20 protein-coding genes and 2 tRNA genes are annotated in these 17,494 nt (G+C 73.1%); 15 read left to right on the top strand and 7 right to left on the bottom strand.

Features of this window, described 5'->3' with window-relative positions; translation table 11 throughout:
• Positions 1–95 precede the first annotated feature (95 nt).
• The 10 genes from AOM00_RS03960 to AOM00_RS03915 all read left to right on the top strand — a co-directional run bounded on the left by AOM00_RS03960 (position 96) and on the right by AOM00_RS03915 (position 7,373).
• On the top strand, positions 96–866 hold the full coding sequence (locus AOM00_RS03960) for an ABC transporter ATP-binding protein (RefSeq protein WP_062516549.1): 771 nt from the start codon (positions 96–98) through the stop codon (positions 864–866).
• Entirely contained in the window at positions 848–2,440 is a 1,593-nt protein-coding gene (locus tag AOM00_RS03955; RefSeq protein WP_062516548.1) for a hypothetical protein, read from the top strand. The genes AOM00_RS03960 and AOM00_RS03955 overlap by 19 nt, the downstream gene beginning before the upstream one ends.
• Positions 2,441–2,467: 27 nt before the next feature.
• Positions 2,468–2,743: a DUF3039 domain-containing protein gene (locus tag AOM00_RS03950; protein WP_082096616.1), complete on the top strand. Its 276-nt coding sequence runs from the start codon at positions 2,468–2,470 to the stop codon at positions 2,741–2,743.
• 36 nt (positions 2,744–2,779) lie between these two features.
• The gene (clpS, locus tag AOM00_RS03945; RefSeq protein ID WP_062516546.1) at positions 2,780–3,067 is read left to right on the top strand and encodes an ATP-dependent Clp protease adapter ClpS; all 288 of its coding nucleotides are present in this window, start codon (positions 2,780–2,782) and stop codon (positions 3,065–3,067) included.
• Positions 3,064–3,696, top strand: a complete 633-nt coding sequence (locus AOM00_RS03940) for a DUF2017 family protein (protein ID WP_082096614.1) — start codon at positions 3,064–3,066, stop codon at positions 3,694–3,696. Before clpS ends, AOM00_RS03940 begins: the two co-directional genes overlap by 4 nt.
• Positions 3,693–4,514, top strand: a complete 822-nt coding sequence (gene murI, locus AOM00_RS03935; protein ID WP_062516544.1) for a glutamate racemase — start codon at positions 3,693–3,695, stop codon at positions 4,512–4,514. Before AOM00_RS03940 ends, murI begins: the two co-directional genes overlap by 4 nt.
• On the top strand, positions 4,511–5,296 hold the full coding sequence (locus tag AOM00_RS03930; protein ID WP_062516543.1) for an MBL fold metallo-hydrolase: 786 nt from the start codon (positions 4,511–4,513) through the stop codon (positions 5,294–5,296). The genes murI and AOM00_RS03930 overlap by 4 nt, the downstream gene beginning before the upstream one ends.
• 133 nt (positions 5,297–5,429) lie before the next feature.
• On the top strand, positions 5,430–6,161 hold the full coding sequence (gene rph / locus AOM00_RS03925) for a ribonuclease PH (RefSeq protein WP_062516542.1): 732 nt from the start codon (positions 5,430–5,432) through the stop codon (positions 6,159–6,161).
• A gap of 2 nt (positions 6,162–6,163) precedes the next feature.
• Entirely contained in the window at positions 6,164–6,775 is a 612-nt protein-coding gene (gene rdgB, locus AOM00_RS03920; protein ID WP_062516541.1) for an RdgB/HAM1 family non-canonical purine NTP pyrophosphatase, read from the top strand.
• 82 nt (positions 6,776–6,857) lie between these two features.
• Complete coding sequence (locus AOM00_RS03915; RefSeq protein ID WP_174442329.1) at positions 6,858–7,373, top strand: mismatch-specific DNA-glycosylase; 516 nt, start codon at positions 6,858–6,860, stop codon at positions 7,371–7,373.
• Here AOM00_RS03915 and AOM00_RS03910 read toward each other — a convergent pair.
• Positions 7,370–7,912 carry a DUF4916 domain-containing protein gene (locus tag AOM00_RS03910; RefSeq protein WP_156159026.1) on the bottom strand — a complete coding sequence of 181 codons (543 nt, stop codon included), beginning with the start codon at positions 7,910–7,912 and terminating at the stop codon, positions 7,370–7,372. The two genes, AOM00_RS03915 and AOM00_RS03910, sit on opposite strands and share 4 nt — an antisense overlap.
• A gap of 132 nt (positions 7,913–8,044) precedes the next feature.
• Between AOM00_RS03910 and trxA the strand changes: the two genes are divergently transcribed.
• Positions 8,045–8,416 carry a thioredoxin gene (trxA, locus tag AOM00_RS03905; protein WP_062307540.1) on the top strand — a complete coding sequence of 124 codons (372 nt, stop codon included), beginning with the start codon at positions 8,045–8,047 and terminating at the stop codon, positions 8,414–8,416.
• A 77-nt stretch (positions 8,417–8,493) separates the two neighbouring features.
• Here trxA and AOM00_RS03900 read toward each other — a convergent pair whose 3' ends face one another.
• The 3 genes from AOM00_RS03900 to bcp form a co-directional block, all read right to left on the bottom strand.
• Positions 8,494–9,123 carry a LysE family transporter gene (locus AOM00_RS03900; protein ID WP_062516538.1) on the bottom strand — a complete coding sequence of 210 codons (630 nt, stop codon included), beginning with the start codon at positions 9,121–9,123 and terminating at the stop codon, positions 8,494–8,496.
• Between the two features lie 72 nt (positions 9,124–9,195).
• Positions 9,196–9,277: transfer RNA gene (locus AOM00_RS03895), tRNA-Leu, on the bottom strand.
• Positions 9,278–9,331: 54 nt separating this feature from the next.
• Positions 9,332–9,802 carry a thioredoxin-dependent thiol peroxidase gene (bcp, locus tag AOM00_RS03890; RefSeq protein WP_062516537.1) on the bottom strand — a complete coding sequence of 157 codons (471 nt, stop codon included), beginning with the start codon at positions 9,800–9,802 and terminating at the stop codon, positions 9,332–9,334.
• 237 nt (positions 9,803–10,039) lie between these two features.
• Here bcp and AOM00_RS03885 point away from each other — a divergent pair, with 237 nt between their 5' ends.
• Together AOM00_RS03885 and AOM00_RS03880 are read left to right on the top strand one after the other, a co-directional pair.
• Positions 10,040–13,657 (top strand): SCO7613 C-terminal domain-containing membrane protein, encoded by a 3,618-nt coding sequence (locus tag AOM00_RS03885; protein WP_156159025.1) that lies wholly within the window; start codon positions 10,040–10,042, stop codon positions 13,655–13,657.
• Between the two features lie 89 nt (positions 13,658–13,746).
• A tRNA-Lys gene (locus tag AOM00_RS03880) sits at positions 13,747–13,822 on the top strand.
• 52 nt (positions 13,823–13,874) lie between these two features.
• Here AOM00_RS03880 and AOM00_RS15360 read toward each other — a convergent pair.
• The gene (locus AOM00_RS15360) at positions 13,875–14,486 is read right to left on the bottom strand and encodes a hypothetical protein (protein WP_156159024.1); all 612 of its coding nucleotides are present in this window, start codon (positions 14,484–14,486) and stop codon (positions 13,875–13,877) included.
• On the opposite strand from AOM00_RS15360, the gene AOM00_RS03870 reads away from it, so the two are divergent.
• Positions 14,485–15,108 (top strand): sugar O-acetyltransferase, encoded by a 624-nt coding sequence (locus AOM00_RS03870; RefSeq protein ID WP_062516534.1) that lies wholly within the window; start codon positions 14,485–14,487, stop codon positions 15,106–15,108. The genes AOM00_RS15360 and AOM00_RS03870 overlap by 2 nt on opposite strands.
• The gene (locus AOM00_RS03865; protein WP_062516533.1) at positions 15,095–15,634 is read left to right on the top strand and encodes a TetR/AcrR family transcriptional regulator; all 540 of its coding nucleotides are present in this window, start codon (positions 15,095–15,097) and stop codon (positions 15,632–15,634) included. Before AOM00_RS03870 ends, AOM00_RS03865 begins: the two co-directional genes overlap by 14 nt.
• A gap of 63 nt (positions 15,635–15,697) precedes the next feature.
• On the opposite strand, the gene AOM00_RS03860 is transcribed toward AOM00_RS03865, so the two are convergent.
• Positions 15,698–16,678 (bottom strand): lipocalin-like domain-containing protein, encoded by a 981-nt coding sequence (locus tag AOM00_RS03860; protein ID WP_062516532.1) that lies wholly within the window; start codon positions 16,676–16,678, stop codon positions 15,698–15,700.
• Positions 16,679–16,735: 57 nt separating this feature from the next.
• The gene (locus AOM00_RS03855) at positions 16,736–17,377 is read right to left on the bottom strand and encodes a TetR/AcrR family transcriptional regulator (protein ID WP_062516531.1); all 642 of its coding nucleotides are present in this window, start codon (positions 17,375–17,377) and stop codon (positions 16,736–16,738) included.
• Positions 17,378–17,494 lie beyond the last annotated feature (117 nt).

The following is a 17,494-nucleotide window of genomic DNA, read 5'->3' as shown; positions in this document are numbered from 1 at the left end:
TCAGTTAGGTTGTCGTGGCAACTATATGCGCACCTGCGGCACGGAGTCCATCCCGTCGCGCAACGCGCCTGGAAGTCCGGCGATACCCTGGCGCCATGACCACGGTCCCCGCCCCGGCGCTGTCCCTGCGTGGGCTTGTGAAGCGCTTCGGCCACACGCTCGCGGTGGACCGCGTCGACCTCGACATCCCCGCGGGCTCGTTCTACGGGGTGGTCGGTCCCAACGGCGCCGGCAAGACCACCACGCTGTCGATGGCGACCGGGCTGCTGCAGCCCGACGCGGGCACGGTGTCCGTGCTGGGGATCGATCTCTGGGGCGCGCCGGAGGCCGCCAAGCCCCTCATCGGGGTGCTCCCGGACGGCCTGCACACCTTCGACCGCCTCACGGGTGCGGAGCTGATCTCCTACGCGGGACGCCTCCGCGGTCTCGACAGGGACGTGGTGCGCGCCCGGCGCGACGACCTGCTCGCGGCGCTCGATCTCGAGGACGCCGGCCGCACGTTGGTGATGGACTACTCGGCGGGCATGGCCAAGAAGATCGGCCTCGCCTGCGCGCTCGTGCACGCGCCGCGGCTGCTGGTGCTCGACGAGCCCTTCGAGGCCGTGGACCCGGTGTCCGCGGGCGCGATCCGCCGCATCCTCGAGGAGTACGTGGCGACGGGTGGCACGGTGGTGCTGTCCTCGCATGTGATGGCGTTGGTCGAGCGGCTCTGCGACCACGTCGCGGTCGTCGGGCGCGGGAGGGTCCTCGCCTCCGGCAGCCTCGCGGAGGTCCGCGACGGCGCCCTCGACCTCGAGGAGCGGTTCGTGGCGCTCGTGGGCGACGAGCGCGAGCGGCGGGACCTCACGTGGTTGCGACAGTCGTAGCGATCCGCCTGCGCGCCGCGTGGCACCTCGCGCGGCGGGAGTGGTGGCGCCTGCTGATCGCCGGCCTGGGCGTGACGTGGATGCTGACGATGCTCCCGTGGCTCGTCTGGGGCGGCGCTGCGCTCGCGCGCCAGAGCGACGAGGTCCGTGCCGACCTCCTCGTGGGTCTGGTCGCCGTGCTGTCGATCGGCTGGGCCGTGGTGCCGCTCATGGTGGCGGGGCTCGACGACACGCTGGAGCCCGCGCGCTTCCGCACCCTCGGCGTGTCCGCGCGCACCATCATGCCCGGCCTCACCGTCGCGGCGTTCCTCACCCTGCCCGCGCTGTTCTTCGCGCTCGCGCTCGGGCTGCTCGGGCTGTCCTGGCGCGTGAGCGGCCCGGAGGCGCTGGCGGTGGCCGCGCTGGGCCTCGCGCTCGCCTACGGCTCCATGGTGCTCGGCGCGCGGGTGAGCGCCGCGTGGGCCGCGCGCGTGCTGTCCTCCAGGCGGGCCAAGCTCGCGACGTTCGCCGTGCTGGGGCTCGCGCTCGCCGCCGCGGCGCCTGTGGCGCTGGTGCTGTTCCGCGACGGTCTCACCGCGGTGATCGGCGCGGACGTCGAGGTCCTGCTCGACCGGCTCGGGACCACGCCGCTCGGCGCGGGCGTCGCGGCACCCGCGCTCGCGGCGGAGGGCGACTGGCTCGGCGCCGGGTGGCGGATCGCGATGCAGGCCGCGTGGCTGCTGCTGGTGCACGCGGTGTGGCGGGTCAACGTCGCCCACCAGCTCGTGGCGCCGCTGGGCCGCGGAGGCGGGGCGCGCCGCCGCCACGACCGCATCCTCGATCCGGTCAGGGGGCTTGTGCGCCCGCGCGACGGCGCGACGGCGGCGGTGCACGCCCGCCTGGTGCGCGCGTGGGTGAGCGATCCCCGCTACCTGTCGTCCCTGGTCGGCGTGATGCTCCTGCCCGTCACGTTCTTCGCGCTCGTGATGCCCGTGTTCGACCTCGACCCGCGATGGGCGTACCTGGTGCCGATCGTGCTCGCGGTCACCATCGGGTGGGGCCGCCACAACGACGTCGCCTTCGACTCGACCGCGCTGTGGCTCGACGTGGTCTCGGGCCGGCTGGGCCAGGCGGTGCTGCGCGGGAGGCTCGCGGCGACCGCATCATGGGCGCTGCCGCTCATCGTGGTCGTCGCGCTCGCGACGGTCGCGTGGGGCGGACGCTGGGCCGACGCGCCCGGGCTGCTGGGAACCTGCGTCGGAGTGCTCGGGGTGAGCCTGGGCGTCGCGGCGCTGAGCGCGGTGCTGGTGCCTTACCGCGCGCCCGCGCCGGGTGCGAGCCCGTTCGGCTCGGAGGTCGGGGCGGTCGGCGCCGGCCTGGTCGCGCAGCTGGTCTCGACGCTCGTCCTCGTGCTGCTCGTGCCGTTCGTGGTGGTGCCGTTCGTGGTCGCGCTCGTGGCCGAGGCGCCGGGGTGGGGCGCCGCCGCGTGCGTGCTCGGGATCATCACTGGGATCGGCGCGTACGCCGGCGGGGTGCGCGCCGCAGGCGCGGTGTACAACGCGCGTTCCGGACGGCTGCTGGCGGCCGTGGCGTAGGGGTGGCCCGCGCGTACCATGGTGCGCATGAGCGAGACCCTTGAGCCGATGACCCAGCCGCAGGGCGGCACCGCCACCATCGAGCGCACCGGCACCCAGGAGCTGGTCGAGCCCGGCGATGCCGAGCGGTTCGCGCACTACGTCAAGAAGGAGAAGATCCTCGAGTCCGCCATGAGCGGCGAGCCCGTGATCGCCCTCTGCGGCAAGGTGTGGGTCCCCGGGCGCGACCCGAACCGCTTCCCCGTGTGCCCTGCGTGCAAGGAGATCATCGACGCGGCATTCGGTTCCGACGGCGACGAGTAGCGGCGCAAGCGCGCCCCGCGGCCTTACGCTGAGCGCGTGGGTACCCAGGAGCGACTCGAGCCGGACGCGGGCGTCCGCACGCGCGTGCGCGAGCCCTGGGTCACGGTGGTCTGGAACGACCCGGTCAACCTCATGAGCTACGTCACGCGCGTGTTCCAGGAGTACTTCGGGCTGCCGCGCCAGGAGGCCGAGGCACGCATGCGCGAGGTGCATGAGAAGGGCCGGTCGGTGCTGAGCAGCGGAAGCCGCGAGCAGATGGAGGTGCACGTCCAGGCGATGCACTCGTACGGGCTGTGGGCCACGCTCGAGCGGGCGGACGCGTGAGGGCCTTCGCCGCCCGTGACGGCGCGGCCGTCGCGGCGCTCGACGAGGACGAGCGCCTGGTCATCGCGCGCATCGTCGCCGACGTGGGCCTCCTCCTGGGCGGCGAGTCGTTCGGCAGCGCGCCTCACTCGACGCTCCCGCACCGCGAGGATCTCGCGGAGAGCCTGCGCTTCCTCGACGAGCTCGCCGACGCTCCGGCGGAGCCGGACGACCCGGCGCTCCTGAGGCTCCTTCCCAACGCCGCGCCACGCGAGCGCGAGGTCGCGGACGAGTTCCGCCGCCTCACCGAGGACGACCTTCGCGCGACCAAGCTCGCACGGCTGCGCCGCATGTGGGAGGAGCTGAGCCAGGACGTGGACGAGTGGGTGGTCCCCGCCGAGCACGTCATGCCCACCGCGGCGGCGCTGACCGACGTGCGGCTGGTCCTCGCGTCCCGGCTCGGGCTGGAGAGCGATGCGGACGCCGAGGCGCTGCACGCGGACATCGCACGCGCGGGCGAGGCCATGGAGTCGGACGCCCCGCACGAGCCGACCATCGACCCCGAGCGGGTATGGCTCGGGATGCTCTACGACGCCCTCACGTGGCTCCAGGAATCGCTGGTGTCCGTGTCTCTAGGAGGACAGGCATGAACGACGCGCCCATCGGCGTGTTCGACTCGGGCGTGGGCGGTCTCACCGTCGCCCGCGCGATCATGGACACGATGCCGCACGAGTCGGTGCACTACGTCGGCGACACCGCGCACGGTCCCTACGGCCCGCTCGGCATCGCCGAGGTGCGCCAGCACGCGCTCGACATCATGGACGCGCTGGTCGCCGACGGGGTCAAGACCCTGGTGATCGCGTGCAACACGGCCTCCGCCGCGGTGCTTCGCGATGCGCGCGAGAGGTTCTCGCGCGAGCGCGGCATCCCGGTGGTCGAGGTCATCCTGCCGGCCGCGCGCCGCGCCGCGTCGCTGTCGCGCTCGCGGCACGTGGGCGTGATCGGCACGGTCGCGACCGTGACGTCGGGGGCGTACGAGGACGCTCTTGCCGGCGCACCCGACCTCACCATCACCAGCCAGGCGTGCCCGCGCTTCGTCGACCTGGTCGAGGCGGGGGAGACCACGGGTCCCGAGGTGATCCGCGTGGCGCGCGAGTACCTCGCGCCGCTGCAGGAGGCCGGGGTGGACACGCTGATCCTCGGCTGCACTCACTATCCGCTCCTCGCGGGCGCGATCGCGTACGTGATGGGGCCGGATGTCACCCTGGTCGACTCCGCGTCGGAGACCGCGCGCGACGTCTACCGTGTGCTCGCGGCCAACGGGCTCGAGCGCGAGGCGCACAGCGCACCCAGCCACCGCTTCTACGCGACAGGTCCGCGCGACCGCTTCGAGGCGCTCGCGCAGCGCTTCCTCGGTCCCGTGGTGACGCAGGTGGAACCTCTCCCCGAAGTGGAGGCAGCCCAGTGAGGCTCACCATCGTCGGCTCCGCCGGCTCGACCGCGGGCCCGGATGCGCCCGCCTCCTGCTACCTCGTGGAGGCGGACGATGCGGACGGCCGCACGTGGCGCATCGTCCTCGACCTCGGGTCGGGCGCGATCGGACCGCTCCAGCGCTACTGCGATCCCGCCCGCGTCGACGCGGTCGTGGTCTCGCACGGGCATCCCGACCACTGCGCGGACCTCGCCGCGCTGTCCGTCCTGCGCCGCTACGGACCTGCGGCGGACGACGACCTGGCACCGCTGACGCTGCTCGGCCCCGAGGGGCTCGACCAGCGCATCGTCCAGATCGCCGGCTCCGAGGACCTCACCGCGCTCGCGACCTTCGACTTCACGGCCGTGGGCGACGGCGACACCGCGACCGTCGGGCCCTTCTCGTTCACGTTCGCGCGCGCGTGGCACCCCGTCCCCGCGGTCGCGGTGCGCGTCGCCGGGCCCTCGGCGCTCGCGGACGGCCCGACCTCGCTGGTCTTCACGGGTGACACGGACCGCTGCGACGAGGTCCTGGGCCTCGCGCGCGGCGCCGACGCGCTGCTCGCGGAGGCCGGGTGGGCGCATTCGCGCGTCAACCCCGAAGGCATCCACATGAACGGCACGCAGGCGGGCACGCTCGCGCGCGACGCGGGGGTGGGCGAGCTCATCGTCACCCACATCGCGTCGTGGGTGGACCCCGCCGGCACGCTCGAGCTTGCGACCGTGGCCTACGGCGCGCCCGTCACCCACGCGGTCCCGGGCGAGACGCACGTGCTCTGACCCGCGCCTGTCCGACAGCCGCAACGGAGCGAGTCCCGGTGGTGCGGCGTGTCGCGGCCCGTGACCGATCCCACCGACGGCGGGTCGGGACCAGCTCCGTTGCCGCTGTCACGGGACGGATAGGCTCGTCACCATGACGATCACCCGTGCCGACGGCCGTACCCCCGACCAGCTCCGCCCCATCTCCTTCGAGCGGGGATTCCAGCGCAACGCCGAGGGCTCGTGCCTGGTGACGTTCGGCGGGACGCGCGTGCTGTGCTCCGCGTCCTTCACCGAGGGCGTGCCGCGCTGGAAGAAGGGCTCCGGCGAGGGCTGGGTCACCGCCGAGTACGCGATGCTCCCGCGCGCCACCAACACGCGCAACGACCGCGAGTCGGTGCGCGGCAAGATCGGCGGCCGGACCATGGAGATCAGCCGTCTCATCGGCCGCTCGCTGCGCGCGATCATCGACGTCAAGGCGCTCGGCGAGAACACCATCGTGCTCGACTGCGACGTGCTCGACGCGGACGGCGGCACCCGCACCGCGGCGATCACCGGCGCGTACGTCGCGCTCGCGGACGCGATCGAGTGGGGACGCAAGCACGGCGCCATCAAGCCCGGCGCCCAGCCCCTCAGCGGTTCGGTCTCCGCCGTGAGCGTGGGCATCATCGACGGTGTCCCGATGCTCGACCTGCCGTACGTCGAGGACGTCCGCGCCGAGACGGACATGAACGTGGTGATGACCGGCACCGGCGGCTTCGTCGAGGTGCAGGGGACCGCCGAAGGCGCTCCGTTCGACCGGGCCGAGCTCGACGCGCTCCTCGCGCTCGCGACCGCCGGCAACGCCGAGCTCGCCGTGCTCCAGGCAGCCGCGCTGGAGGGCTGACCATGCCCCGCCTCGCGATCGCGACGCACAACGCCCACAAGGTGGGCGAGATCTGGGCGATCCTCGCGCCGCTGGTGCCGGGGCTCGCTCGCGAGGACGTGGCGTCGGCCAAGGAGCTCGGTGCCCCGAGCCCCGTCGAGGACGGCACCACCTTCGCGGAGAACGCGCTCATCAAGGCCCACGCGCTCGCCGCCGCGACCGGGCTGCCGGCCATCGCCGACGACTCGGGCATCGCGGTCGACATCATGGGTGGCGCGCCCGGCATCTTCTCCGCGCTGTGGTCCGGCGCGCACGGGCAGGACCAGGAGAACCTCGACCTGCTCCTCGCGCAGATGGCGGACATCCCGGACCAGCACCGCGGCGCGGAGTTCGTGTGCGCCGCCGTGCTGGTGATGCCGGACGGGCGGGAGCACGTGTGCCGCTCGATCCTGCGCGGCGAGCTCCTCCGAGCGCCCGCAGGGGAGGGCGGCTTCGGCTACGACCCGATCTTCCGCGCGCAGGGAGAGGCGGTCTCCAACGCCGAGCTCACCGCGGAGCGCAAGAACCAGATCAGCCACCGCGGCAAGGCGTTCCGTGCGCTCGCGCCCCACGTGGCCGAGGCTCTCCGGGCCTGAGGTGCCCCGCCCCCGCCCGGTCCGGGACGCTCGGTCCTCGGGATCGGACGCGGAGGGACCTCCCGCGACGCTCGGTCCGCCCGTGCTCCCGGATCGACTGGCGCCCGGCCTGCGCGTCGTCTTCTGCGGCACCTCGCCGGGGCTCGCCTCGGCGGCACGCGGGCACTACTACGCGGGCCCAGGCAACCGGTTCTGGGAGTACCTGGGTGCGGCGCGCATCGTCCCCGAGCCGCTGGGCCCGGAGGACGATGCGCGCGTCACGGGATTCGGCGTAGGCCTCACCGACCTGGTCAAGACCATGGCGCAGAGCCACGACCGCGGCCTGCCCTACGACGTCCCGGCGCTCGCCGCGAAGGTCGCCGCGCATCGTCCCCGGTGGATCGCCTTCACCTCCAAGGAGGCAGGCGCGCAGGCCTCCCGCTGGCTCGGGCACCCCCGACCCGGGCTCGGGATCCAGGAGTGGCTGTTCGCCGGGGCGCGCGTGTTCGTGCTGCCGAGCCCGAGCGGGCGCAACCAGGGGCGGGCGCACTACGACGGGCGCCCCGGCCGCCTCGCCTGGTGGGAGGAGCTGGCGAGCGCCCTCGAGCGCGAGCCCTAGGTCGCGGCGCCGCAGTGCGCGAGCGCCTGACGGACCAGCACGTGCTGGCCGCCGGCCATCTCTGCGGCCACGTCCTCGCTCGCCGCCTCCTCGGGCGTGAGCCACGTGAGGTCGAGCGCTCCCTGCTGCGGCTCGCAGTGCCCCTCGACGGGCACCACGTAGACCAGGGCGACGGCGTGCTGGCGGGAGTCGTGGAAGGGCGTGACGCCCTTGGTGGGGAAGTACTCGGCGACCGCGAGCGGCACGGGCGACAGCGGCACCTGCGGCATCGCCGCGAGCCCCAGGTCCTTCTCGAGGTTGCGCACGATGGCGTCGCGAATCCGCTCGTGCAGCAGCACGCGCCCGGCGACGATCGCGCGGGACATCGCGCCGTCGATGGCCCTGAGGAGCAGTCCCACCTCGGTGATCTCGCCCATGGGATTAATCCGCACGGGGATCACGTTGACGTATACCAACGGGAGCTCGGAACGGACGTGCTGCAGCTCGCGGTCGGACAGCCAGCCGGTGGGTTCGTCAGGGAGCTCGGCCATATCGGTCATGAGTCTTTTCTACCTTGAGTCTGCGCGTGGCCCGTCAACCGCGCCGTGACGTGACAACCTGGATACCGAAAGCCCGCACGCAGGGAAGTGGTAGGATACCCCCCGGGGTATTACTGCCGAAGAGAGGAAGCAATGGCAACTGTCGAGCTGACCACCGACACCTTCGATGAGACCGTGAGCAAGGACGGCATCGTCCTCGTGGACTTCTGGGCCGAATGGTGCGGCCCGTGCAAGCGCTTCGCGCCCATCTTCGAGCAGTCCTCGGACGTCAAGCCCGAGATCGTGCACGCCAAGGTCGACACCGAGGCGCACCAGGAGCTCAGCGTGAAGTACGGGATCACCGCGATCCCCACGCTCATGGCGTTCCGCGACGGCATCATGGTCTTCAACCAGGCCGGCGCGCTGCCGGGCCCGGCGCTCGAGCAGCTGATCGGCGCTGTCGAGGGTCTCGACATGGACGAGGTCCGCACCAAGATCGCCGAGCACGAGTCCGCGCAGGGCTGAGACGGCTTCACGGGGCCCGGTCCTCCCGCAGGGAGGGCCGGGCCTTCTGCATGCCCGGCGACGGGGGTCGGCAGCGATCAGAGGCTGCGTGCCGCCGCGAGGGCGACGATGCCCAGCGCGATGACGGCCGCCGCCGCGACGACGCCGAGGACCCGGACCGCGCGAGGGGGCACGCGCGCACCGATCGCCGTGCCGACGATCGCGAGCCCCGCCTGCCACAGCAACGAGCCGATCCCGGCCGCCACGACGAAGACGACCGGGCCCGCCGACGCCGTGGTGACGGACGTCACCACGCCCGCGAGCGCGAGGAAGTACACGACCGTCGCCGGGTTGAGCGAGGTGAGCGCCACGAACCGCCCGTAGACGCGCAGCGGGCGACCCGGGACAACCTCCCCGGCGGGCGCCGGCGGCCCGAGGGCGCCGCGCAGCAGCAGGAGGCCGATCCCGATGATCACCACCCCGGAGGCCACCGCGATGGTCCGGCTCCACGGGGCGAGCACCTCCGCAGCCGCGGCGCCGAACCCGACAGCCACCGCGCAGTAGGCGAGGTCGACCGTCGCGACGCCGGCGGCGGCGGCCAGGCCCGTACGCAGCCCGCCGACCATGGACTCGCGCAGGATCAGCACGCCGATCGCCCCGAGCGGCATCGCGACCGCGAGGCCCGCGACGAACCCCGCCGCGGCGAGCGTGAGGAGGTCGTGGGTCACGGCGCCATCGTGGCATGTACGTGGCGTGAGACGACAGATCCCGCACCGGTGGGCCGGTGCGGGATCACGGGGTGCGCGAGGGGGGACTTGAACCCCCACGCCCGAGGGCACTGGAACCTAAATCCAGCGCGTCTGCCAATTCCGCCACTCGCGCGCGGGGTCCAGGATACGGGCGCTCGACCGCGCCTGGACCACGCGTGCGGAGGTGTCAGTCGATCTTGAGGTCGCGACGCAGCTTGGCGACGTGGCCCGTGGCCTTGACGTTGTACTGCGCGAGCGCGACGGCGCCGTCCTCGCCGATCACCACGGTCGAGCGGATCGCGCCCTCGACCTCCTTGCCGTAGAGCTTCTTGAGGCCCCACGCGCCGTAGAGGTTCTGGACCGCGAGGTCCTCGTCGGACACGAGCGTGAACGTCAGGCCCTCGGCCTCGCGGAACTTCGCCAGCTTCTCCGGCGAGTCCTTCGAGATGCCGACCACCTCGTAGCCCTCGGCGTGGAGGCGGTCGAGCGAGTCGCGGAAGTCGCACGCCTGCGTGGTGCAGCCCGGCGTCATGGCGGCGGGGTAGAAGTACAGGATGACCTTGCGGCCGCGCAGGTCCGCGAGGCGGAAGGTGCCGGAGTCGGTCGATGCGGTGAAGTCGGGCGCGATGTCGCCCACGGCGAGTCGGGTGTCGTTCATGATGCGTCCAACGCTAGCGCGGGGGACACGATTCCACCGCCGTGCGCCGGTGCCTGCCGAAGCGCGTATGGCGTCGCTACACTCGCGCCCAAGGGGGCGATCATGGTCGTAGCAGGGGATTCGGCGTGTCCGTTGTGCGGGGATCCCGCGTCTGACCAGCCCGGAGGTGCGTGCCCGGGCTGCGGTGCCGATCTGGGCGACCCGGCGGCGCAACAGCTGCGCGAGGCCGTGGCCGAGGTGGCGCTCTCGCAAGCGGCGTACGACGCCGCGCGGGTCCGGCTGGATCGCGACCTCGCGGCGCGCGAGCGCGCCCGGGTCGAACTCGGCGCGACCAGGTTCAGGATGCTGCGCCTGGGTCCGGAGGACGATGCGCCCCGCGAGGATGCGCCCGTCGCGCCGCCCGCCGTCTCCGCGCCGCGCGACGTCTTCGCGGTCCCGGGACCGTACCGGCCCCGGGCGCCACGCGCCCCTCGGGCTCGCACGGCACGCCTGCGGACCGCGCTCACGGCCCCGGTGCTGCTGGGGATGGCGGGCGCCGCGCTGCTCATCGCCTCCGCGATCGTGTTCGTCGCGGTGACGTGGGAGACCATCCTTCCGGCGCTGCAGGCCGTCATCCTGCTGGCGATCGCGGCGGCGGTGGGCGTGCTCGCGCGCTGGGTCCTCCGCCGCGGCATGTCCGAGCCTGCCGGTGCCATCGGCGTGGTCTCGGCGGCCTTCGCGGGGACCGCCGTGGTCGCGCTCGAGCGCACCGCGGACGTGCTCGGGGTCTTCACCACGCCGGTCGCGCTCCTGGTCGCAGCCGCGACCGCATCGCTGCTCGCCCGGCGCGACGTGCCGTGGCTGTCGCTCGCCGCGGCCGCGACCGTCCCTGTCGCGGCCCTCATCGCGGTGGCGGGCGCCGGCGCCGAGTCGGGGGCCGCGGGCCTCGCGCTGTCCGCCGCGGTGGCCGTGGGCCTGCTCATGGCGGCGGGCGAGCGGTGGTTCGACGGCATGGGTGCCCGCATCCAGCGCTATGCGGTCGCGGCGCTCGGGCCGCTCGCCGTGGTGGCGACCTACGCCCTGGCCGACCTCGACCCGGGCGAGATCGGGTGGGTGTGGGCTCCGGCGATCGCGGCGGTCGGCGCGGCGGTCCGTTGGCGCGGCATCGGCGTCGCCTCCGCGGTGGCCGCGGCGACGGGGGCGGGCGCGGCCATGGCGCCGCTGCTCGACGAGCCGGCGCTCGCGCTGCTCGTGATCGCGGCGATCGGCGCGCTGGCGCTCGCGGCCGGCGCCAGCGAGCCCGCGCTGCAGCGGGCCGTCGCGTGGGGGCTCGTCCCCGCAGGCATCGCCGCCGTCGTCGCCGCGATCGCGGGCCTGGGCATCGCGATCGATGCGCGCGGGGCGGCGGCCACGGCCCCGTGGGCGTGGCCTCTGGGCCTGGTCGGCATCGGCGCCGCGAGCATCGTCGCGAGGCGCTGGGACGATGCGGAGCACGCGCGCGCAGTCCTGATGGCCGGCGCGGCGTCGGTCGCCGCCGCGACCGTGCCCGTCGTGCTCGCGGTCGCGCCTCCGTCGGGAGGCGGAGCCGCCATCGCCCTGGCCGCGACGTTGGTGGCGGTGGTGCTCGCGGGCGCTGCGCGCACGTGGCCCGCGGGGCCGGCGCGCCTCACCGTCGCGCTCGCGGGGGTGGCGACGGGTGCCGGCGGTGCGCTCGTGGGCGTGGCCGCGTGGGCATCGCCCGGAGAGCGGTGGCCGTGGCTCGCGCTCGCCGGCGCCGCGGTCCCGGTCGCCCTAGCCCTGGCGGCGGTCCGTGGTGCGCCCCGGGCGCTCGGCTCTCTCACCGCGCTGCTGGTGACGCTCGCTCCCGCCGCCACCGTGCTCCGCCTCGGCGGCGGGGAGGCGTGGGCGGGTGCCGCTCTGGTGGCCTCTGCGGCCGCGCTCGCATGGTTGCTCGCGGGAGTCGCCCCCGAGCGTGCGCGCTGGGCGCTTGCGGGCCTCGCGCCTGCGGTGGTCCTGCTGGTGGTCGCGCTCGCGTGGGGTGGTGCGGCGGCGATCGACGTGCTCCGCATCGAGGGAGCTGCGGGGTCGCGCGGTTGGCTGCTGGCGTGCGGGCTCACGCTGCTCGCGGGCGTGGTGGCCTCGGCGGCGATCCGTGGGCGCGCGATCGGCGACGGAGACCCTGCACGGCTCGGCGAGGCTGCCGGGGCCGTGCTCGCCGTCGCGACGGCGGGCGTCGGGACGGCGGCGGTCGCGTCGGCGGGGGTGGGCGAGGTGGCGACGATGGGCGCGGCGCTCGTGCTGTCCGCGGCCGCGGGAGCCACCGGATGGTGGTGGCGTGATGCGAAGGCCCGGGCGGTCGCGCAGATCGGCGCGATCGCGTGGGTGACGGCGCTCGCCCTGCGCGGGGTCGCGGGCATCGCGGTCGGCCTGGTCCCGCCCGTGACGGGCGCGACAGTGGTGCTGGGGATCGCCGGGCTGCTCGCGCTCGCCGCGCTCCTGGTCCCGCGCTTCGCGACCTCGCCCGCGGTCGCGATCGCCACCCTGGTGGCGCCGGCCTGGGTGAGCGGTGCGGATGGTGGTCCCGTGGCGGTCGCGCTCGCTGCGGCGGCATCCGCCGCAGGTGCCGCGTGGCTGCTGCGTGCGCTCGGCGAGCACCGTGCCGTCGCGGGCCGGTGGGGGCTCGTGCCGGTCGCGCTGTGGGCGCTGCCGGGCTTCGCGTCGGCAGTGCTCGCCTGGCTGGGGGCCGTGTCCGATGCGTGGGAGGGGTCCGGCGCGGGGACACCCGTCGACCCGCTCGCCGCGCCGGCCGCCGCGGTCGCGGCGGTCGGGCTCCTTGCCGCACGGAGGCTGCGGGCTGACGCCGCGACCATCGTCGCCGGCGCATGCGTCCTCGCCGCGGCGGCCGTCCCGACGCCGTGGTCGGCGATCGTGGTCGCGGCTGTCGCCGTCGCAGGGGTCGCGGTCCTGGGTCGCTGGACGGTCGGTCCGTGGCATCCCGTGCTGCTCGCCCTCGCGGCGGTGCTGATGGCGGGCGTGCACCCGTGGGCGCAGGTCGCGGCGCACGCGGTGGTCGCCTCGGTGCTCGTGTTGATCGCGCGACGCATGGTCGCGTGGCGCGAGGTGGGCGGGCTGGTGGCGGTAGCGGCAGGTGCGATCGCGGCGCGCCTCGCGGTCGGCGAGCTCGGCGCGGAGGTGGTCGCCACGGCGGCGCTGGCCGGCGTCGCTTTCGCGGGCATCGTGGCGCTCGCGCGCCTCGGGTGGCTCCCGTCCGACGCGGTGGCACGGGCAGGGGGCGCCGCATCGATCCTGGTCCTGGCCGCGGGCATCGTCGCGGACGATGCGACGGCGACCGGCCTCGCGATGCTGGTCGTGTCCGCGGGCTGGCTCGCGCTGCGCGAGCCGGCGCCGTTGCCCGCGCGGGTGGGCGCGGCGATCGCCGCGACGCTCGGTGTCGGGCTCGTCCTCGGCGGCGCCGGGGTGGAGGCGCTGGAGGCGTACACGATCGTGCCGGCGGCGTGGGCGCTGGCCGAGGGCGTCGCATGGATGCGGCGCGATCCTGAGCTGGCGAGCACCACCGCGCTGGGCGGCGGGCTCGCGCTGGCGATCGTGCCGAGCCTCGTCGCCATCGCGGTGCAGCCGGGCGCGCTCGTGCGCACCGTCGGTCTCACGCTCGCGGTGGCGGCGCTAGCCGTGGTGAGCGTGCGCACCCGCTGGCTCGCGCCCGCGGTCGCCGCAGCGGCGACCGCCGTCGCGCTCGCGCTCGTCCAGGTCGCGGTGCCCGACCCCGAGCTGCCCCGCTGGATCGCCTTCGCGGCGGTGGGTGCGGTGCTGCTCGGGCTCGCCGTCGCCTACGATCGGCTTCGCCAGCTCAGGTGAGCCGGGACGCCGGAGGCGTCCCCGTGCCGATTTCACTTTCGCGCAGAAGTCAGGTAGTGTTTTCTCTCGCGCCGCGGTAGCGGAGCGATGCGCCTCTAGCTCAACTGGCAGAGCAGCTGACTCTTAATCAGCGGGTTCAGGGTTCGAGTCCCTGGGGGCGTACCACAGGCATCTTCTCAGTTGGGTTCGAAAGAATTCGCGATTCGGAAGGCAGAGCCTAGATCAGGGCGGTTCGGTCACTCTTCACAAGTGATCGGACCGCCCTGAGTCGTTTCCCGGCAAGGTTGGCGGGTCCGCGCCTCCGAACGTACCTGCGTGAAGTTGTGCTTCTGGTGGGGAGAGCTGCTACGCGGCCTTGGCCGGTCTGCCCGGCGGCGCGGGCTTCTGGGGTCTGCCCGACTTGTCCTCCGGGGGGGCGTCCCGTGATGCGAATGGGCAGGTTGTTGGGCTCGCGGCGGTGGTTGGCGAGCGGGGCGATCACCGGACGGCCGCCCGGGTTCGGCGTGGGCTCCTCGCGGTCGGCGATGTCGCGCAGGATCTCGAGGATCGCGTGGATGTTGGCGCCGACGGCCTTGAAGATCGGCGGGACGTCTTGCTTGCCCGGGCCGCGATGCCGGCGGTGGTCGGCTGCGGCGATGGCGGCCGCAGTGCTGTCCTTGCGGGCCCGGTTGTAGCCCTCCATCTGGTTGCGGCGCGGCCCGTAGGTCGCGTTCCGCTCCGGGCTCTCGAAGGCGGCCGCGGCAGTCGTCGCGACCGGCTCTGGTCGGTCTGTGGGCCCCGAGGGGTCCGCGCGGTGGTGTCCGACGCGGTTATGTACGATCGTACGCATGAATGACTATCAAGCCTCTCTTGGCGATGGCGCAGGCGACACGCGGTCCCACCACGAACGGATGATGGCGGGAGATCTCTACATCGCAGACGACCCGGCGATCGCAGAGGCGCAACGTGCCGCCGTGCATCGCATGGCGCGTTTCGCAGACGAGTACCACCGCGATCCCGAGCGTGGTCAAGAGGCAGCGCGAGAGCTGATGCCTGGAGCGGACCCCACCGCATTCGTGCGCGCGCCGGTCTATGTTGACTACGGCACGAACATCCGCATCGGTGCCCGCACCTTAGTCAACATGGGCCTCACGGCGCTGGACGTCGCGACTATCACGATCGGCGCCGACTGCCAGATCGGTCCTCATGTCCAACTTCTCACGCCGACGCATCCCCTGGAACCGCAGCCCCGGCGCGACAAGTGGGAGGCAGCGCGACCCATCGTCATCGGCGACAACGTGTGGCTCGGCGGCGGCGCCATCATCTGCCCAGGAGTGAGCGTGGGCGAGAACTCGGTCGTCGCCGCCGGTGCGGTCGTGACCAAGGACGTGCCGGCGAACGTCGTCGTGGCCGGCGTTCCTGCGAAGGTGATCCGCACGCTTGAGGAGGGCGGCGAGAGTGCGGCGCCATGATCCCGGAAGGCGCGACCGCATCGTCAAGGTCACGCTCGACCTGATCGCGGAGGTCGGCGTGGCCGGGGTGTCGCACCGAGGGATCGCTCACCGTGCTGACGTGCCTCTGGGGTCCATGACCTACCACTTCGACGGCATGGACGACCTGCTCCGCACGGCGTTCGCTCGTTTCGCGGAGCGCTTCGCCGCGTCCTACGCCGCGCACTTTGCCGAGGCGCGCACACGAGACGAGGCCATCGCTGCCGTCGTCGCCCTGGTCCGAGATCTCTCTGCCGACGCTGGGATGCGCGACAACATCATCGCGTACGAGCTCTACATGCTCGCCGCCCGAGATCCTGCCTACCGAGAGATCACGGGTCGTTGGATGGCCGGCAGCCGGTCCGAGCTTGAACGCTGGTTCGCCCCAGACGTCGCGCGTCAGCTGGACGCCCTGATCGAGGGGTTCGCGCTGCATGGTGCCCTCGATGTGGCACCGCTCGAGCTCGACGTCGTCGCGTCGGCCGTGAGCAGGCTCGTCGGCGCGTGATCCGCAGCTGGAGCCCGCTCGCGCGGCGACGTGTGCCGCGCGAGCGAGCCGTGCCGGACACCGTCAGCGCGATGCCTTCCAGTCGCCGACCATCTCCACGTAGCAATACCCGGTGACCTGCTCTCCGTCGATGGTGCCTGCCACGTCGCTCGCGGCCTCATAGTGGGGGAGGAATCCCTGCAGCTCCTGCTCGCGCGGAGACGGCGTCACCACCAGGTCGAGGCTGAGCTCTGGGGCGGTCAGATGCCACCGCGTGGGGTAGCGGTTTCCGCTCGCCGGGAGCCAGTAGTCGCTGGCGCCCTCGGTCAGCGGGGTGAGGGCAGCGACGCGGTGGGCGCCGTGCTCGTCGATGCAGGTCACCCAGGAATCGGTCCGTCCCTCCGTGTCGACGGCCTCCCACAGGCTCAGTCGCAGGCCGTTGCTCAGGTTGAGGTCCATCCAGGTCCAGCGGCCGTTGAGCTTGAGGATGTTCTGGTTCTGCCACTGCCGATCGAACCAGGAGGTGCCAGTGACTTCGTGGGTGCGCCCCTCGACCGTGATGCGGCCCGATGTCTCCATCGTCGGGAGCGAGTACTGGCGCACATCGAGCCCGAGGATCTCGAAGCGCCCGGTGCCCTTGTTGTACAGCGGGTGTCCGGTGCCGTGAAGGGTGAGGTCGATGCTGGCGCCCTTCATCTCGGCGCGGACCCGCATGGTCTCCAGGTCGCCTTCAAGGCTGCAGTTCGGTGCGCGGACCACGAATCTGTCGCCGGCGAACGTGCCCTTCCACGGTGCGAACAGCTTGTCCTCGGATCCGTACCAGCCGGTGGTCTGATCGGTCACGCTGAATGAGCTGTTCAGAGCGACGGGGATGCCCTTGACCGACATCACGATGACGTGAGCGAGGTAGTTCAGCACGTGGCCATCCGACGCGAAGTGGCCGATCGCGAACCACGAGTTCACGGAGTAGCCGCGCTTCATCGGCAGGTCCGCGACGATGTCGATCGCGGGACTTGCCCCCGCAGGCGTGGTGTGGGCGTTCGCAAGGAGGGTGGTGCGGGTCATGGTTGTCCTTCTCGGGTGATGAATAGGGTCGGGGCTGCGTGCAGCGGGGTTCGGGAATCAGGGGGCCGGGCGATCGGCGGGCGCCGCGTGGTCGGAGCCGCGGGCGTGGGCAGCGAGCAGCGGCATGAGGATCTCGTCGACGGCGCGGATCACGAGCGCGCGGTCCGGTCCCGACCCGTTGACGAGCCCGTGCGTGACGACGATCGCGGGGACGAGCATCGCGATCATGTCGAGACCGTCCGAAGCGGTGGTGCCGTCACCGCGCACACGCGCGCTCAGGACGATCTCGGTGAGAGCGGGGAGGTTGTCGACCAGCACTCCTCCGACGAGCCGCTGAACGAGCTCGGGCTCTGTGTCGCGTGCGAGCACCAGTGCGGCCAGCACCCTGAGCCTGTCCTCCGTCATGTGGCCTGAAGCCGCCTCGAGTAGCCCGATGAGGTCGTCTCGCAGGCTGCCGTGCGGTGCGAAGCGCACGGAGTTCGCCTCGACATCGCGCTCGATCGCGGCGAGGACGAGCGAGTTCTTGTTCTTGTACCGGCGGTAGAGCGCGGGCATCGTGGTGCCGGCGCGGCGCGCGACCTCGGCGAGCGAGAGCGCGTCGTAGCCCACCTCCGCGAGCAGGTTTGCGGCTGCTTCGATGAGGGCGGCGTCCAGCTCGGGGTTCGGCGGGCGCCCGGGTGAGCGTCGTGTCGCGGTCATGCGGCCTCCACAGCAATGCGGTGCGAGTGGGAGCGATGGTCGCACCCCATATCGATTACGATAATGACCGTAATGTTATCTGGCAAGAGCTGCGGGGCGATCCCGCCCTCGGCTAGC

Origin of the sequence: Demequina gelatinilytica (genome assembly GCF_000971115.1) — a bacterium.
Taxonomy (GTDB): Bacteria; Actinomycetota; Actinomycetes; order Actinomycetales; family Demequinaceae; genus Demequina; species Demequina gelatinilytica.
This window is presented reverse-complemented; position numbering and strand designations above follow the sequence as displayed.

What these genes read in the sequence shown, in the direction of transcription:
- AOM00_RS03870 (WP_062516534.1), top strand. Translation starts at nt 14,485, where the DNA reads ATGAATGACTATCAAGCCTCTCTTGGCGATGGCGCAGGCGACACGCGG.
- AOM00_RS15360 (WP_156159024.1), bottom strand. Translation starts at nt 14,486, where the DNA reads ATGCGTACGATCGTACATAACCGCGTCGGACACCACCGCGCGGACCCC.
- AOM00_RS03860 (WP_062516532.1), bottom strand. Translation starts at nt 16,678, where the DNA reads ATGACCCGCACCACCCTCCTTGCGAACGCCCACACCACGCCTGCGGGG.
- AOM00_RS03910 (WP_156159026.1), bottom strand. Translation starts at nt 7,912, where the DNA reads ATGACCGATATGGCCGAGCTCCCTGACGAACCCACCGGCTGGCTGTCC.
- rph (WP_062516542.1), top strand. Translation starts at nt 5,430, where the DNA reads ATGACGATCACCCGTGCCGACGGCCGTACCCCCGACCAGCTCCGCCCC.
- rdgB (WP_062516541.1), top strand. Translation starts at nt 6,164, where the DNA reads ATGCCCCGCCTCGCGATCGCGACGCACAACGCCCACAAGGTGGGCGAG.
- murI (WP_062516544.1), top strand. Translation starts at nt 3,693, where the DNA reads ATGAACGACGCGCCCATCGGCGTGTTCGACTCGGGCGTGGGCGGTCTC.
- trxA (WP_062307540.1), top strand. Translation starts at nt 8,045, where the DNA reads ATGGCAACTGTCGAGCTGACCACCGACACCTTCGATGAGACCGTGAGC.
- AOM00_RS03960 (WP_062516549.1), top strand. Translation starts at nt 96, where the DNA reads ATGACCACGGTCCCCGCCCCGGCGCTGTCCCTGCGTGGGCTTGTGAAG.
- AOM00_RS03950 (WP_082096616.1), top strand. Translation starts at nt 2,468, where the DNA reads ATGAGCGAGACCCTTGAGCCGATGACCCAGCCGCAGGGCGGCACCGCC.
- AOM00_RS03855 (WP_062516531.1), bottom strand. Translation starts at nt 17,377, where the DNA reads ATGACCGCGACACGACGCTCACCCGGGCGCCCGCCGAACCCCGAGCTG.
- bcp (WP_062516537.1), bottom strand. Translation starts at nt 9,802, where the DNA reads ATGAACGACACCCGACTCGCCGTGGGCGACATCGCGCCCGACTTCACC.